Here is a 15,143-nt window from a genome sequence, read left to right as displayed (position 1 = left end):
CTCTGAACGCCTCAGGCGCCGCGCCCCGTCATGGCCCCGTCATGGCCCCGTCATCGCCGTCATGGGCCATGCGCCCGCACGGACGACGGCGCTCAAGCCTTCCCCACCGCCATGAGCGCGAAGGCGTAGATCAGCGCCACCTCCTCCAGCCGGTCGAACCGGCCGGCGGCGCCGCCGTGGCCGGCCTCCATGTTGATCCGCAGGAGCACCGGCCCGCCGCCCGTCATGGTGGCGCGCAGCCGCGCGACCCACTTGGCCGGCTCCCAGTAGGTCACCCGCGGGTCGGTGAGCCCGCCGAGCGCCAGGATCGCCGGATAGTCCTTGGCGGCGACGTTGTCGTAGGGCGAGTACGACAGGATCGTCCGGAAGGCGGCCTCGCTCTCCCCCGGGTTGCCCCATTCGGGCCATTCCGGCGGGGTCAGGGGCAGCTCCGCGTCGAGCATGGTGTTGAGCACGTCGACGAAGGGGACGTCGGCGACGATCCCGGCGAACAGCTCCGGCGCGAGGTTGGCCACCGCCCCCATCAGCATCCCGCCCGCCGATCCGCCATGGGCGACGATGCGCTTCTCGGCGGTGTAGCGCGCCGCGATCAGGGCCCGGGCGCAGGCGATGAAGTCCGTGAAGGTGTTGGGCTTCTTCTCGCGCTTGCCGTCGAGGTACCAGCGCCAGCCCTTCTCGGTGCCGCCGCGGATATGGGCGATCGCGTAGACGAAGCCGCGGTCGACGAGGCTCAGCAGGTTCGTGCGGAACGCCGCCGGCATCAGCGTGCCGTAGGAGCCGTAGCCGTAGAGCAGCAGCGGCGCGCTGCCGTCGAGGACGAGATCCCGCCGGTGCAGCAGCGAGATCGGCACCTGCGCGCCGTCGGGCGCGGTGGCGAAGAGCCGCCGGGTCACGTAGGCGGCCGGATCGTGGCCGCTCGGCACCGCCTGACGCTTGCGCAGGACCCGCGTGCGGGCCGCGCAGTCGTAGTCCCAGGTCTCCGACGGGGTCGTCATCGACGCGTAGACGAAGCGGATCGTGGCCGTGTCGAAGGCGAGGCCGGCGCGCAGGCCGAGGGAATAGGCTTCCTCCTCGAAGGCCACCGTGTGCTCGGCGCCGTCGGCCAAGTCGCGCACGACGATCCGCGGCTTGGCGTTCTCGATCTCCAGACGGATCAGGTGGCCGGTGAGCAGGTGCAGGTGGCGGATCATCACCCCGGCCCGGTGCGGCACGAGGTCGGTCCAGCGGGCGCGGCCCGGATCGTCCAGCGGCGCGGTGACGATCTTGAAGTCCTCGGCGCCGTCCGCGTTGGTGCGGATGAACAGCCGGTCGCCGCGATGCTCGACCCCGTAGATCAGCAGCGGCGTGCGCGGCTCGACGAGGCGCAAGGGGGCGTCCTCCGCGTGCCGGTCGAGGAGCCGGACCTCGGAGGTCTCATGGTCGCTCACCGTCACGTCGAGGAAGGCGCCGGACTGGGTCTTGCCGATATGGACGAAGTAGCCGGCATCGGCTTCCGCGTAGACGGTCTCGTCCTCGCTCTGCCCCGTGCCGATGCGGTGCCGCATGACCTTCGCGGGCCGGTGGTTGGCGTCCACCGCCACGTACCAGAAGCTCGCCCCGTCCGCGGCCCAGACCGCCTCGCCGGAGGTCGCGTCGACCCGGTCGTCGAGATCGAGGCCGGTGGCGACGTCGCGCACCCGGATCGTGTAGAGTTCCGAGCCCTTGGTGTCGGCGCTCCAGGCGAGTCGTTGGTGGTCGTCGGAATGCACCGCGGCGGCGATCTCGAAGAACGGCAGGCCCTCGCCCTCGCGGTCGCCGTCGATGAGGATCGTCTCGTCCGGGTCCGGCCCCGTTTCGGGCACGTCGGGCGACGTGGCCGGCCGCCGGCAGATCAGCGGGTGCTGGCCGCCCGCGCGATGGCGGGTGTAGTAGGCGAAGGGCCCGTCCGGCTCCGGGACGCCGCTCTCGTCCTCCTGGATGCGCCCGCGCATCTCGGCGACCAGCTGCCGCCGCAGCTCCGTGCTCCCGGCGAGCGCCTGTTCGGCGAAGGCGTTCTCGGCCTTCAGGTAGGCGGCGATGTCGTCAGGCAGCGCCGACGGGTCCTTGAGGACCGTCTGCCAGTTCTCGGCCTTCAGCCAAGCGTAATCGTCGGTGATCTCCTGCCCGTGGACGCTGAAGCGTCGCGGCCGGACCTCGGCGACCGGCGCGCCGGACCGGTGAGCGAGCAAGCCGTGGCCGATCTCCGTCATTGTCTCTCCCGTCGGGTCCCGTCACGTTCGGGTGACGGGATGTGTCCCGCCCGGCGCCGGGATGCAAGGCACCCGGGGCGCAAGGCGGCAGGGCGAGGGCTGTGTTGCGGGGCGGAACGGCGCGGTGATCCCGGGATCTGCGTCACCCCGTCGTCCAGGGGCATCCGGGCCGGGCGCACCGCGCCCGGGGTCTGAACGCCATCGGCTCGGCCGTCCGAGCGGCTCGGCCGTCCGAGCGGCAGAGAGCCTCCGAGAGAGCCTCCGCGCCCCGCGGCGTCGCATCCGCGGGGCGATCTCCATCCACCGTCGTCCGTTCAACGGCTCTTCTTGTAGAGCTTGCTCGCGATCTCGAAGATCTCCTGGGGCGCGTAGTTGGGCGCGAATGCCCCGTAATTGCCGTCGAGCTCGGGGATCTTGCCACCCTCGGGCAGACCGTCCACCACTTCCAGGTTGCCGGGCGGATCGCCGGGCAGCGCCACCTCGTCGTTCGACCACACGCCCGCCGCTTCCTTGTAGTCGTCGGGGCTGAACCGGTAGAGGCGCCGGTGCGAGCCCTCCTGCAGGTATTTCTGGCATTCCGGTATCTTGTCGAGGACGATGTTCGGCGTGGGCAGCATCTTCTCGATCTCGACGCCGGTGAGCTTCTTGAGCGCCAGCGCGTAGGCGTGGGCGTGGACCGAGCCGCGCACCAGGAGATAGCCGCAGACCTCGCGACCGGTCGGGTCCGTCAGGGTCTCGTAGACGCGCAGCTTGTGCAGGCGGGCGCCGCACTCCAAGTGGAAGTTGTGCAGCAGGTCGATGATGATGTTGCCCGTGGTCGTGACCATGTCGACGTTCCACGACTGGGCGTTCGAGTTGACAGGTGTCGCGCCGCCGCCGTTCGACAGGAAGCTGCCGGCCAGCCGGATGTCCTGCATGTCGTGGAAGGGGGCCTTGGAGACGTCGACCTCCTCGGTGTCGTCACCCGGACCGTTGTTCAGCATGGCGATGCCGGTTGAGACCAGCTCGACATGCCCGAGTTCCTCCGCGAAGATGCTCGATACCAGGCTGTAGAAAGGGCGCAGCTTCGACTTGTTGCGGAAGTTGAAGCTTTGGAACATGTAGTTTCCGAGCGTCGACATCTCGCCGTATTTTCCGCCGAGCAGCTCCTGCAGGGCGGCAGCGGCGTTGGGATCGGGCTTCTTCGGCTGGGGCAGTTCAGCCTGAAGGCGGTCGAGCTTCATGAACATGCGAGCAGCTCCGTTTGCGCGGTGTGCGCAAGATGGCATCTGTTCGGGCGGATGATTGTTCCTGTCGCCTCGCAGATCGACAGGTGCGGGATCTGGCAATTACGCCAGGCGGGATTACGAATTCCGCCTCGATACGGTGGCAGCTGAGAAGCAGCCCGTCGCATATCCATCCGCACCGGCCGGCCCGCTTTCGCCCCCTGTCGGCCGTGCGGAACGCCGTCGCCGCTTCCGGGGCGCGGCCCCTTGTCGGTCAGCCGGCAGCTTCGGCTTGGATCGGGGCGCGGCCCCTGGCGCGTCGCGCCGAAGGGGGCATCCGCCTCCGACCCATGCCGGCCGCCGGGACGGCCGTCGGCCGAGCCCGAAAGCAGCCCCGCATCCGTCAACTTCGGCTCGCGGTGGAAAGCGGCCGCCAGGTGCCGTTCCACACCCGGAATTGCAGACATCACGTCCGGAGCGGACGCTTCGCCGTTCCCTTGGGAGGGTAGATCGGCCCCGATCGCCGAGGCATTCGCGATCGGGCCGGTCCCCATCACCGCCGTATCACGCGCCGGGATTACTGACGGTCGTCCAGCTCCGGCACGCCGCTGCTGCGATCGGCGTAGGCCGCTCGAAACGCCGGGCGCTCCTGCCATCGCCGCCAGAAGGCATCGAGGTGCTCGAACCGCTCGTCCAGCGGCGTGGCGCAGACGGGGAATTTCGAGAAAGCCACCGCCGTCGCCAGCGTGATGTCCGAGAAGGTCGGCGCATCCCCGCCCAACATCCAGGCGCGGCCGTCCGACAGGTGCCGGTCCACGAGCCCCGCGTGAGCCAGCGCCTCCTTGCGGCAGTGCTCACCCCAGGCCGGATTGTGCGTCAGCTCGAGCTTCGGACCCAGCCCACGGTGCAGGACGTGGAACATCGTGGTGATGCGATAGAGGATGTGGACCCAGATGCGGCTGTCCCACATCGCGTCCAGGCCCTGCGCCATTGGGGTTTCGCCCAGGATGCGGCGGCCGGGGAAGGCTTGGTCGAGGTAGCGCACGATGGCGGTCGTCTCGGACAGGATCTCGCCGTCGGCGAGGCGTAGGGTCGGCGTCTCGCCCCAGGGATTCATCTTGAGGTGTTGCCAGCCCCGCTGCTCTCCACCGGGGGCCATGTCGTAGATGACCTCATCGAACTGATCGGCGATGCCCTTCTCGTGCAGAAAGAGGCGCACGCGCTGGGGGTTGGGGAAGGCCGAGGGCGAGGTGAAGAGGCGGGGCTTGTCCGTCATCGTAGCGTCCTCCACGGGCACCTACCGTGCGTCAGGTAGGTGCGGTCGGAATAGGAGCTTCACGCATCGCCTGTCAAAGCCTATCTGGCGTCAGGTAGCAGGGGGGCCGAGATGAGTGGCGACACGATGCGGGACCGGATCATGGAGGCCGCGCGGCTGACCGTGCAGGATCTCGGATACAGCGGACTCAGCTTCCGTGAGCTCGCCAAAACGGTCGGGATCAAGAGCGCCAGCATCCACTACTACTTTCCGACGAAAGGTGCGTTGGTCGAGGCGATCGTGAGGCGCTACATCGATCGCTACGAGCGCTACCTCGACGAGGTCCTGAACGACGCCACGGACCGCACGACCGTGATGCGGCGGTACACCGACGTGTTCCGGGACACGTTGCTGAACGGCAACCGCATGTGCTTGGCCGGGATGCTGGCGGCGGAACGGAACGACCTCCCTGCCGAGGTCCGGACCGAAGTCGTCCGGTGGGGCGAGATGAACGAGCGCTGGATCGCGCGGGTCCTGGCCTCGGGGGAGGGGGATGCCCCGGAGGAGATCCGGCGGCGGGCGAAGGCCATCTTCGCGGCGGTATCGGGCGCGCAGATGATCGCGCACGGCCGAGACGAAGTCGCCCACTACACCGATGTCATTGCGGCTTACCGGGAGAGCGGCCTTATCCCGTGACTTGGGTCGCGTATCCTATGACCGGACGCGCCGAGAGGCCGGGGTGGGGCGTCAGCGAGTGGCAAGGCGAGGTCCGCGTCGATGCGTTGCCGTTCGAAAGCGGAGCAGCTGAGATCCACCCAAAGCGGCTATTGCCCTCCCGGCCCGAGTCGGACGTCCGATAGATCTCCGATCTCCCGAGGAGCTGTTCGTCGGCCGTGCGACGAACCCGGCGGGGTGCGCGGGCGGCATCACGCGGCACAACAAGGGTGAACGGCGTCACCTTTGTCCGCGAAGGCGTGGGTGGAGCCTCGCTGCGCGTTTGCCCTGGCCGCGATCAAAAGCTGTAACCGACACGCAGTCGCATCTGATGACGGTCGAAGCTGGACAAATCGAGCGGACCGGGCTCACCCGCCGACTGCCCGGCGATCTGGAAGCTCCAGGTGAATGAGGCCCAGGCATGCGGCGACAGGGTCACATAGGCCGTAGGCCCGAGATACGCGGCCTGACCCGCGAGCCGGTCCAGCGTCAGGCCATCATAGGTCCAGGCATAACGGACCTCGCCGCCGAGGAAGTAACCCGGTTGCACGCGGTAGGCCAGGGCGCCGGCGACCTCGACGCCTGACCCAGCCACGCGCGAGTCCGTCGCGTTCATCCGGACCGATGAGAATGCGAAGCCGACGTTGACCGCAGCGATCAGCATGTCAGGGATCACCTCGCGGTCGGCCAAAAGCCCGACCTCGGTGCCGAAGCTGCTGGCCGGTGCGCCTGATCCCCCGTCTACGGTCCCGTATCCCGGCACGAGGTTGAGGGTCAGGCCGAAGGGCGCGGTGCGGCGGTCCAGCAGACGCAGACGGGTTTCGAGGAAGCCGCCGTTGAACCCGCCCGTGGTCCGGGTCGGGTCGCCGGGCACGCCGATATCGTAGGCGTTGAAGGTGATCCCCGGCGCCAGGCGGAAGTCGCGGGTGAGTGGGACCTTCAGAGCGAGCCCGCTGTCGACGGCCAGGAAACGGCCCAGGCGCTTGCCCAGGCGCCCGCTCGTCTCCCATTCCAGCTCGACTTCCCCGGGTACGCCGAGGTCGCTGCCTTCCGTGAACCCGAACAGATGCTCGCTGTCGAGGTCGCCGGGCGTCAGGTTCTCGGCGGCGGTGGGAAGGGTCTGCGCAAGCGCCGGTGCCGTGAGCTGCCCGAGCATCACCGCGAGCCCGCACAGGAGGGGGCCTGACACCGGCGACCGATGTCGGGCGGACGTCTGCCGCATAGCCATGACCCATCATTATAGCCTGTGCTATACGTATTAGGCGTTGCGATGACGGGCCGTCAAAAGCCAAGGCTCGCGGAGAGGGGCGGCCCGGCTCACGTGCCTTGCCGCCGTTCGATGCCTTTCATTCAGGCGGTCCCGGACAGGCGCGAGGTTCGTCGGCCGGGGGGAGCACGACGTCTGCTGCGCCGGCGGGATTGCCGAACGCGGACCGATTCTCAGTGGCCCGGCGCGAAGCTCTTCACGGACAGGAGATCGAGGGGCCGGATGTCGGGCGGGCTCTCCAGCATGTCGTGCTGCAGCGTTCGCAATGATTTGACGATCTGACCGTGGATGTGATCCTCCCGTCCCTCATGACTGAGGAACGTGTCGTAGATGCCGTAGGTCAGGTCGTCGATCTGGAAGGCGTACCAGGTTATCGTGCCCGCCTCATCCTCGGCGAATTGCTGCATGTCATGCAGCCACGTTTCCAGCTGCTCCTTCGTCTCCGGCTTTGCCTTGAGCGTGACCAGAAGGCCGACGTTGCGGGGTGAGGTGCGCAGCGTAATCGGGCCCGCGCTGCGCCGAGCCGACGCCTGGGCCGCGCCAATCTTGAAGGCCGCGCCGGGATGATCGTCGCGCAGGCGGCTCTGACCGTAGACCCGCTCCCGGGCTGTCTGAGGACGGGCGGGTCGATCCTCCGGGATCAGGCCGCGGCGCCGAAGCTCCGGGGTGATCAGATCCCGGAAATCTTCGAACGTGCCGTAATTCGTCACCCGGGCGATGTTGAATCCATCGACGTCGGCGACGTCGAGCCATTCTTCCAGATGATCGACGATCGTCCCGGGGGACCCGACACAGCTCGCGCTCATCCCGCCCACGCAGAGCCACTCGGCGAGCCGCCGCGGCGTCCAGACGAGTTCGCTGTCCACGCGCGTCAGCATATCGCTGAAGGCCCGGATGCCGTCCCCCTGGAACTGATCGAGGGGCTTGTCCGGATCCGCGCCGGAGAGGTCGATGCCGGTCCAGCCGCCCCAGAGCGCCAGGGCCGCATCGACCTGCGCGCGCGACTTGATCAACGCGAGCTTCTCCTGGGCGGCTGCATCGGTCTCCGCCACGATCGGCGTCAGCATGATGATGATCTTCAGGCTGCGCGGATCGCGGCCCTGCTCCGCCGCCAGCATCCGATACTGATCGACGACGGTGCGAGTGTCCTTGGGATTGGTGCCGATGAGGAAGACCGCCTCGGCGTGGCGCGCGGCGAACTTCCGTCCCCGGGCGGAGGCGCCGGCCTGGAACAGGAAGGGCGTGCGCTGCGGGGAGGGCTCGCACAGATGTGCGCCCGGGACCTTGTAGTATTTGCCCGCGTGCCGAATGTCGTGAACCTTGGAGGGGTCGGTGTAGAGGCCGGTCTCGACATCGCGCCGCACCGCGTCGTCCTCCCAGGAGCCTTCCCACAATTTGTAGCAGACTTCCATGAACTCATCGGCCATGTTGTAGCGCTCGTCATGGGCGATTTGCGTGTCGAGTCCGAGATTGACGGCCGCACTCTGCTGGTAAGACGTCACGATATTCCAGGCGACACGACCTTTCGTCAGATGATCCAAGGTGGTCATCGTCTTCGCGAACTTGTAGGGCAGCTCGTAGGTCAGCGAGACGGTGGCCCCGAAGCTCAGATGGGTCGTGGCTGCCGACATGGCCGCGATGGTCATGAGCGGATCGCCGACCGGCGCCTGCGCGGCCGTACGCAACGCCGCATCGCGGTTGCCGCCATAGACATCGTAGAAGCCGAGAACGTCGGCGATGAAGAGCGCATCGAAACCGCCCTGCTCCAGCACGCGGGCCAGCTCGATCCAGTATTCGATATCCTTGTAATTGTGCGTCTGGTCTCCCGGATACCGCCACATGCCCGGGTTCTGGTGGACGACGCAGTGCATGTCGAAGGCACTGAGGAAGATGTGCGGTCGCGTCGCTCGCTGATCGATCAGCATAACTCTATCCATCGGCCGGAAGGAGGGCGGTGTCGCGGACGGAAGCCGCGCGCGTGTTTGAGGCGGGCCTTGCGACGCTAGATCTTGGACGCGAGGATCGAGATGGCCCGAAAGTCTGGCGGGCCGACGAGGATTTCCTCGCCGATGCGGCTCAGCAAGCGGCCGACCTCCCCATCCAGATGGGACTTGCGTGCGTCCTCGTCGAAGAACGTGTCGAAGATGCCGAAGCGCGTCTCCGAGATGCGGTAGGCGTACCACGTCGCGGTGCCGCCCTCGCGGATGGCGGTCGTGAAGGCGGCGTGGAGCGTCTGCGCGACCTGCTCCTGCTGCCCGTTCTTCGCCTCCAGGGTTACGACGAGACCGTGGGTCGGCCCACGATGCGCTCCGGCAGCCGAGGCTCTGTCGGAGGGAGACGCGGGTTGACGGGTCATGGCGTGGCCCTCCGGCAAGGCTATCGTGCGTGTGCGATCACAATCGACTGGTCTCTGAGTGAGATCGTTTCGCAGTAAGTCCGATTTGATCGGCCTTTCGCTTCTTACATTAGGGAAATTATTGCAATACGGGCCGCGTCATTAAGATTTAAATTTTGCATGTCAGCGGGCGGGATAAAAGACTGCTCTTCAAACGGCCATGGGCGCAAAAGAACGTGCTACGCCGCTGTCGGGCGGGTGCGACGATGCGGATTCCTGCGCCGGTCCCGCAGGCGCCACCCGCGTCGGGCATCGCGACAGCCGGCTCGGGTTGGCGGGCTGGCCGTCGCGACGCCGGCATGGGTGGGGCGGTTGTCGAACCGAGGCCTGCCCGCCGACCAGCCGAGACGGGTGGCTGTCGTGTGGGCCTGCGTCCCGTCCGACGGGGCAGGCGGAGCGCCCTGAACCGAGCCAGGACCTCACGGACGGCTCGGGAAGGGATGTCGGGCCGGCTCAGAGCCGACTGATACCTTCGGATCGTGTTCGGCTAGATGCGGACGATGGAAATCCATCCGGCGCGGACTTCCTGCCTCCGGCACTTTCGACCGCATGATACGGCCTCGATTACGCCAAATGTCGGTCCCGATCAGGAAGATGACACGCGATTGTCGTGTCGTAAAATTTAGTATTGATATTTGATATTTTCATTCGCATTTTGATATTTTAAGGGAAAATTTAAGATCGATCGCTATTTTCATCGGTGTAGATGTCGGGGCTGCGCTCGGGCCATGAGAATTTGGTTCTCCAGACTTTCGATCAAGCACCGCCTTGTCGGCGTCCTGGGCCTGCTCATCGGCTGTCTGCTTCTCGTCGACGGCCTGGGTCTCCACGCGGTCGGCACCCTCGCCGATGACCAAGCCCACCTCGGCACCAACACGTTGCCGAGCGTCCGATATGCCGGCGAACTGCGCGGCGACGTCATCGATGTGCGCGTCAGCGTCGTCAACCACATCCTCTACACCGACGCTGCCCGCATGCAGGCCGAGGAGGCCGCCCTGTCAAAGAAGACAGAGGCCACGGCCGCGGCGATGCGCAACTTCGCGCCGCTGATCGGCGACGCGCGCGAGCGTGAACTCTTCGACGGGTTCCGCCGTGAATGGCAGAGCTATCTCGCGGCGATCCCCGCCGTGCTGGAATACTCGCGGACCGGGCATAAGGACTTGGCGCTGCGCGAGAGCCTCGTCGGCGTCCGCCCGCACATCAAGGCGGCCTCCCAGGCTCTCGAAGAGATCGTAGCCCTCAACAATGCCAAGGGCGAGAACGCCGTGGCGCAGGGGGTTGCGACCGCGTCCAAGGCCAAGCGGCTCATGCTCGCCATCGGCGTCCTGGCGCTCGTGGTCGCCACCATCCTCGGAACCCTGATCGTGCGGAGCATCGCCGCCCGTGTCCGGGCCGTGCTGGAACCGATGCGGCAGTTGGCGGCTGGGGATCTCGCCGTCGCGATCCCGCACCAGGGCGAGGCGAACGAGATCGGCCAGATCGCCGACGCCGTGCAGGTGTTCAAGGAGGCCGGGATCGAGGCTCGGCGGCTGGCCGCGCTGCAGGCCGAGGCCGATGCCGCCAAGATGCGCCGGGCCGAACTCCTCGACCGCATCACGCGTGATTTCGAGCGGGAGGCGGGTGCGCTCACGGGCGAGCTGACCGCGGCTGCAACCGAGATGGAGGCGACCGCCGCATCGATGACGGAGATCGCGGCGCAGACCAATACGCTCGCGGTCAGCGTCGCGGTTGCCGCCGAACAAACGTCCGGCAACGTGCAGCAGGTTGCGAGCGCGACCGACGAGATGGCGGCCTCCGTCCAGGAGATCAGCGGACAGGTGACGCATTCGGTCGCGATCGCCGGCACGGCCATCGCGCGCGCCCAGGAGACGGGCACCATCATTCAGGAGCTGTCCGACAGTGCCGACCGGATCGGCGTTGCGGCGGGCCTGATCTCGGGCGTGGCGAGCCAGACCAATCTGCTCGCCCTCAACGCCACCATCGAGGCGGCCCGCGCGGGGGAGGCCGGGCGCGGCTTCGCCGTGGTGGCCGCGGAGGTCAAGACACTGGCCGAGCAGACAGCCCGGGCGACGCAAGAGATCAGCGCGCGGATCGGTGCGATCCAGTCCGCCACGCGCGGCGCGGTCGAGGCGGTCCAGGGCGTGAGCCGCACGATCGACGACATGTCCGGCATCGCCACCCACATCGCCTCGGCGATCGAGGAACAGGGCGCGGCCACGCGCGAGATCGCGCGGAACGTCCAGGAGGCCGCACACGGGACCCGGCAGGTCACGGATCACATCGGATCGGTGCGCGAGGGCGCCGGCGAAACAGGATCGGCTGCGACGCAGGTTCTCGGTGCCGCGCGCACCCTCGCCGTCCGGTCCGATGGGCTGAGCCGAGCCGTCCGCAAATTCCTGGACGAGGTCCGCGCCGCTTAGTGGGGGAGGGGCCGCGGGGATCGACGCCCGTCTGCCACGCCGATGCCGGTCCACCTCAGACGCCCTGGCACGCCCCGCCGTCTCAACCGTCCCGCGGCAGGGGGAGGCCGGTAAGGCGGCTGTGATCGTTCGCCCAAACGGTATCCTGCGGTCAGGCGCGACCTCCAGGCGGCTCTCCTGGGGCATATGTCGGCCTTCGACGCCCTCGACCGGGTGGTGCGGACGTTCCGTCGCCACGGCATCGCGCTCCCTGTGGTCGGCATGAACGCGGCGACGGCAAGCCGGGTCGAGCGGATCGGCCCGCACGACAAGCCCGGGGCGGCCTGCGCGGTCGGCGGCCCTTGATCCGACCGAAGGCTATCCGCGCGCGGGCTGGCGGTTCGTGAGGATGCTCGCCCGGCGCGCTGCTTACGGTAATCGGATCGCTCCCGGCCCCGAGGGGGCATTCGGCGCACGATTCCTGTCCGGCTTACGGGAGATGGCCAGAGCGTCCAGAGCGCGGCGATCCGTCGGTCTGTCTGCGAGAGCGGCTTGGAAGGGGGCGCGGGCACTTGCCTGCCCTAGGCCGACATGCTCCCAATCACCGGGCGCGGACGGCCACGATCAAGACGCCCTCGATCCGACTGGCTGTCGGGGGCGAAAGACTGGCCTTGTCGTTGTAGAGGAAGGCCGCATGGTAGATCTCATGCGAAATAAGGCAAACGTGATCGCGTTCTACGAGCTGATGTTCAATGAGTGCCGTCCGCGTGAAGCAATCGAGCGGTATGCCGGCGACACTTACATCCAGCACAACCCGCATGTGGCCACGGGCAAAGACGGCTTCATCGCCTATTTCGAGCGCATGGCGCGTGAGTGGCCGGGGAAGCGGGTGTCGGTGAAGCGGGCAATTGCCGAGGGCGATATGGTCGTGCTGCATTGCCATCAGCACTGGCCGGGCGACCACGATTACGCGGCCGTGGACCTTTTCCGTCTCGATGAGAACGGCCGGATCGTAGAGCACTGGGACGTGCTGCAGATCCTGCCTGAGGCCTCAGCCAACCCCAACGGGATGTTTTGAACGGCGACACTCGCCTCCGCATCGGCGTGCCGCACGATTCGAGGCCGGCATGCGGGCGCGTCGCGCGGGCGCTGCGGCGGGTCGTGAGCGGATGGGTGGCCTCGTCCGCTTCCGCACAGGGCTGCGCGGGGGCGGACGGGTCGGAACCCACCCCTGGCAGTCCATCCAGGGGGTTCGGTTCGGGTATGAGCCTCGCGACCGGGGCGATGACGTCAGCCCCGGTCGCGATCGGCGGGCCCTGTGGCGCTGGGATGCGTGGCAGGGCCCGCCGCCTTTGAGGCCCGTTGGCTACGGCTTGTTGGCTGGGGCCGGGTTGGTCGTCGTCGCCGGAGGCGCAGGGTTTGCCGGTGCGGTGCTGGCAGGCGGCGGAGGAGGCGGGGGGGTCTCGGCCTTCTTCTCGTCTTTGCAGGCCGTGAGCGCGAGCAGGCCGACGAGCGGCAGCAGATAGCCAATACGCATGAGCGTTCCTCCTGTTTGGACCGGGTAGGCGGTAAGGAACGTCACCCGACCGCTGTTCGATCCGGCGCGCGGTGATCCCGGCCCCGCGCCTGATGCCGGTTCATCATGGGGATGGTCGCGGCTGCCCACCGCCACCGGTCTGATTTGGATGTCCCGCGAGACCATCCGGAACAATTCTCTCACCCCGTTCCATCATCGCAGACCGTCAAATCGGGACGGCACGGAGCGGGGATCGCGAGATTCTGCTTCGGGCCGGAAACAGGCGCGGCGACGATGTCCGCGGCCCTGAATTCTTGCCCGAAGGCGGACCGGGGGAAACCCACCCCGAGCGGTCGCTCCGTTCCCCACCCATGGGGGCCTAGGGAAGGCTGTCATGCCTTCCCGGGAGCAGCGCGCCTCGCCCTGGTCCCGAGCAATCCGGTTCAGGTGGATGGGCGCTTCAACGGTCTTCGGCGCTCTTCATGCGCAGGCGCCGACGCGTTATACGGCAGCGCTTGAGGTCTGATGTGTTCAGGACGTGCCCAGGTGCCGGACTATGAGGAAGAAGCCCGCATCATTCGCGAGCTGACGCGGGCGGGCGCCGGACCAGACCCTTTCTCGTCGGCCGTTCGCGCCACGCGCATGCCGATGCTCATCACCGACCCGCGACAAGACGACAACCCGATCGTCTTCGCCAACGCGGCCTTCACGCGGCTGACGGGCTATGGACGCGACGCCATCATCGGGCGGAACTGCCGCTTCCTGCAGGGACCTGCGACCGACCGCGCGGACGTCGCGCGCTTGAGGAGCGCGATCGACAGCAGGACGCCGATCGAACTCGACCTCCTGAACTATAAGAAGGACGGCTCGACATTCTGGAACCGCCTCCTCGTCTCTCCCGTGTTCGGGGAAGACGGTCAGCTCACCTACTTCTTTGCGTCCCAGTTCGATGTCACCCTGGAGCGTGAACGTCTGGTTCGCCTCCAGCGCGACCGCCTTGATCTGGAGGCGGAGGTCGCGCGGCGCAATGTCGAGTTGCAGGCGAGCGAGGAGCGCCTGCGCTTTGCCCTCGAGGCGGGGCAGCTTGGAAGCTGGAGCATCAACCTCGACACGGGGCATCTGACAGCGTCCGACAGCTGCAAGGCGATCTGCGGACGCCAGCCCGACGAGCCGCTGAGTCTCGAAGAACTGCGCGCCTCCATCCACCCGGACGATCGTGCGGTCCAGCAGGACGCGATCGAGCAGGCGATCGCGAACCGGTCGCTTCTCGACGCCGAGTATCGCCTGACGACGCCCGCCGGTCAGGAGCGATGGGTCCAGATTCGGGGTAAGGCGCATTACCGGGCCGACGGGACGCCGATCCTGATCACGGGAACATCGCAGGACATCACGGACCGTCGGGCGGTTCAGAGCCATCGCGCGCTGCTGACCCGCGAACTCCACCATCGCATGCAGAACACGCTGGCCTCGCTGCAAGCCGTCGTCTCACAGACCATGCGGCGCGCCAACTCGCTGCAGGACGCCGCCGCGACGCTGACGGCGCGCATCCAGGCAATGTCGGCCGCCAATACCCTTCTGATCACGGAGGATTTCGGCAGCGTCTCGATGCAGGGCCTCATCATGCGTTCGCTCGCTCCCTTCGGGGTCGAAGACGGCGACCGCTTTCAGCTCTCGGGACCGGATCTGCGCCTGCCTCCACAGGTTGTCGTCGCCTACGCCCTGGCACTCCATGAGCTGGCGACCAACTCGACCAAGTACGGCGCGTTGTCTGTCGCCGCGGGTGTGGTCGACGTGGCGTGGAGCGTTCAGGGCGGGAAAGAGCCTCCGCTCCTCCATATTCGCTGGCAGGAGCGCGGAGGTCCCCCTGTCGTGGCCCCGCGGCAGACGAGCTTTGGAACCCAGCTGATCAAGCGCGTTTTGGCCACGGAGATCGGTGGGCGGGTCGATATCGACTACCGCGCCGAGGGCGTCGTCTTCACAGCCGTCGCCCCGTTGGCGAACGCCGACCGGGATGACCGCGCTCAGACCGAATAGCGCCGTCCGCCGGCCATCCGGTTCCTGCCCCGGGCGGACCGTCGTCGGCCCGAGCGACCCGGCTTTCGGTTGCGGGACCGCGGGAGCCACGTCCGACCTCGGGCGTTGCATGACGGGCCGTGGCGTCGAA

The 15,143-nt window shown here is 67.5% G+C and carries 12 protein-coding genes; 5 read left to right on the top strand and 7 right to left on the bottom strand.

Annotated elements, in window-relative coordinates:
* Positions 1-92: 92 nt before the first annotated feature.
* The 3 genes from ABIC70_RS01915 to ABIC70_RS01905 all read right to left on the bottom strand — a co-directional run bounded on the left by ABIC70_RS01915 (position 93) and on the right by ABIC70_RS01905 (position 4,709).
* Complete coding sequence (locus ABIC70_RS01915) at positions 93-2,228, bottom strand: S9 family peptidase (protein WP_354438722.1); 2,136 nt, start codon at positions 2,226-2,228, stop codon at positions 93-95.
* Between the two features lie 314 nt (positions 2,229-2,542).
* Positions 2,543-3,457 (bottom strand): manganese catalase family protein, encoded by a 915-nt coding sequence (locus ABIC70_RS01910; protein WP_043355261.1) that lies wholly within the window; start codon positions 3,455-3,457, stop codon positions 2,543-2,545.
* A gap of 553 nt (positions 3,458-4,010) precedes the next feature.
* The gene (locus tag ABIC70_RS01905) at positions 4,011-4,709 is read right to left on the bottom strand and encodes a glutathione S-transferase family protein (RefSeq protein ID WP_075381235.1); all 699 of its coding nucleotides are present in this window, start codon (positions 4,707-4,709) and stop codon (positions 4,011-4,013) included.
* A gap of 111 nt (positions 4,710-4,820) precedes the next feature.
* On the opposite strand from ABIC70_RS01905, the gene ABIC70_RS01900 reads away from it, so the two are divergent.
* The gene (locus ABIC70_RS01900; protein ID WP_354438720.1) at positions 4,821-5,384 is read left to right on the top strand and encodes a TetR/AcrR family transcriptional regulator; all 564 of its coding nucleotides are present in this window, start codon (positions 4,821-4,823) and stop codon (positions 5,382-5,384) included.
* 316 nt (positions 5,385-5,700) lie between these two features.
* Here the strand turns inward: ABIC70_RS01900 and ABIC70_RS01895 are convergent, their stop codons facing one another.
* The 3 genes from ABIC70_RS01895 to ABIC70_RS01885 all read right to left on the bottom strand — a co-directional run bounded on the left by ABIC70_RS01895 (position 5,701) and on the right by ABIC70_RS01885 (position 9,025).
* Positions 5,701-6,558, bottom strand: coding sequence for a DUF6662 family protein (locus tag ABIC70_RS01895; RefSeq protein WP_354438719.1), 858 nt, complete (start codon positions 6,556-6,558; stop codon positions 5,701-5,703).
* Positions 6,559-6,842: 284 nt separating this feature from the next.
* Positions 6,843-8,594, bottom strand: coding sequence for an LLM class flavin-dependent oxidoreductase (locus tag ABIC70_RS01890; RefSeq protein ID WP_354438717.1), 1,752 nt, complete (start codon positions 8,592-8,594; stop codon positions 6,843-6,845).
* Positions 8,595-8,671: 77 nt separating this feature from the next.
* On the bottom strand, positions 8,672-9,025 hold the full coding sequence (locus tag ABIC70_RS01885; protein WP_051976024.1) for a putative quinol monooxygenase: 354 nt from the start codon (positions 9,023-9,025) through the stop codon (positions 8,672-8,674).
* A gap of 767 nt (positions 9,026-9,792) precedes the next feature.
* Here ABIC70_RS01885 and ABIC70_RS01880 point away from each other — a divergent pair.
* The 3 genes from ABIC70_RS01880 (at position 9,793) to ABIC70_RS01870 (ending at position 12,541) form a co-directional block, all read left to right on the top strand.
* On the top strand, positions 9,793-11,484 hold the full coding sequence (locus tag ABIC70_RS01880) for a methyl-accepting chemotaxis protein (protein ID WP_354438716.1): 1,692 nt from the start codon (positions 9,793-9,795) through the stop codon (positions 11,482-11,484).
* Between the two features lie 186 nt (positions 11,485-11,670).
* Positions 11,671-11,829 carry an STAS domain-containing protein gene (locus tag ABIC70_RS01875; RefSeq protein ID WP_158498480.1) on the top strand — a complete coding sequence of 53 codons (159 nt, stop codon included), beginning with the start codon at positions 11,671-11,673 and terminating at the stop codon, positions 11,827-11,829.
* Between the two features lie 328 nt (positions 11,830-12,157).
* Entirely contained in the window at positions 12,158-12,541 is a 384-nt protein-coding gene (locus tag ABIC70_RS01870; protein WP_043760103.1) for a nuclear transport factor 2 family protein, read from the top strand.
* A 288-nt stretch (positions 12,542-12,829) separates the two neighbouring features.
* Here ABIC70_RS01870 and ABIC70_RS01865 read toward each other — a convergent pair whose 3' ends face one another.
* The gene (locus ABIC70_RS01865; protein WP_164706349.1) at positions 12,830-13,000 is read right to left on the bottom strand and encodes a hypothetical protein; all 171 of its coding nucleotides are present in this window, start codon (positions 12,998-13,000) and stop codon (positions 12,830-12,832) included.
* A gap of 525 nt (positions 13,001-13,525) precedes the next feature.
* Here ABIC70_RS01865 and ABIC70_RS01860 point away from each other — a divergent pair.
* Positions 13,526-15,013, top strand: a complete 1,488-nt coding sequence (locus ABIC70_RS01860; protein ID WP_052083755.1) for a PAS domain-containing protein — start codon at positions 13,526-13,528, stop codon at positions 15,011-15,013.
* Positions 15,014-15,143 lie beyond the last annotated feature (130 nt).

The sequence above is a fragment of the Methylobacterium sp. 1973 genome, assembly GCF_040545035.1.
Lineage (GTDB): Bacteria > Pseudomonadota > Alphaproteobacteria > Rhizobiales > Beijerinckiaceae > Methylobacterium > Methylobacterium fujisawaense.
This window is presented reverse-complemented; position numbering and strand designations above follow the sequence as displayed.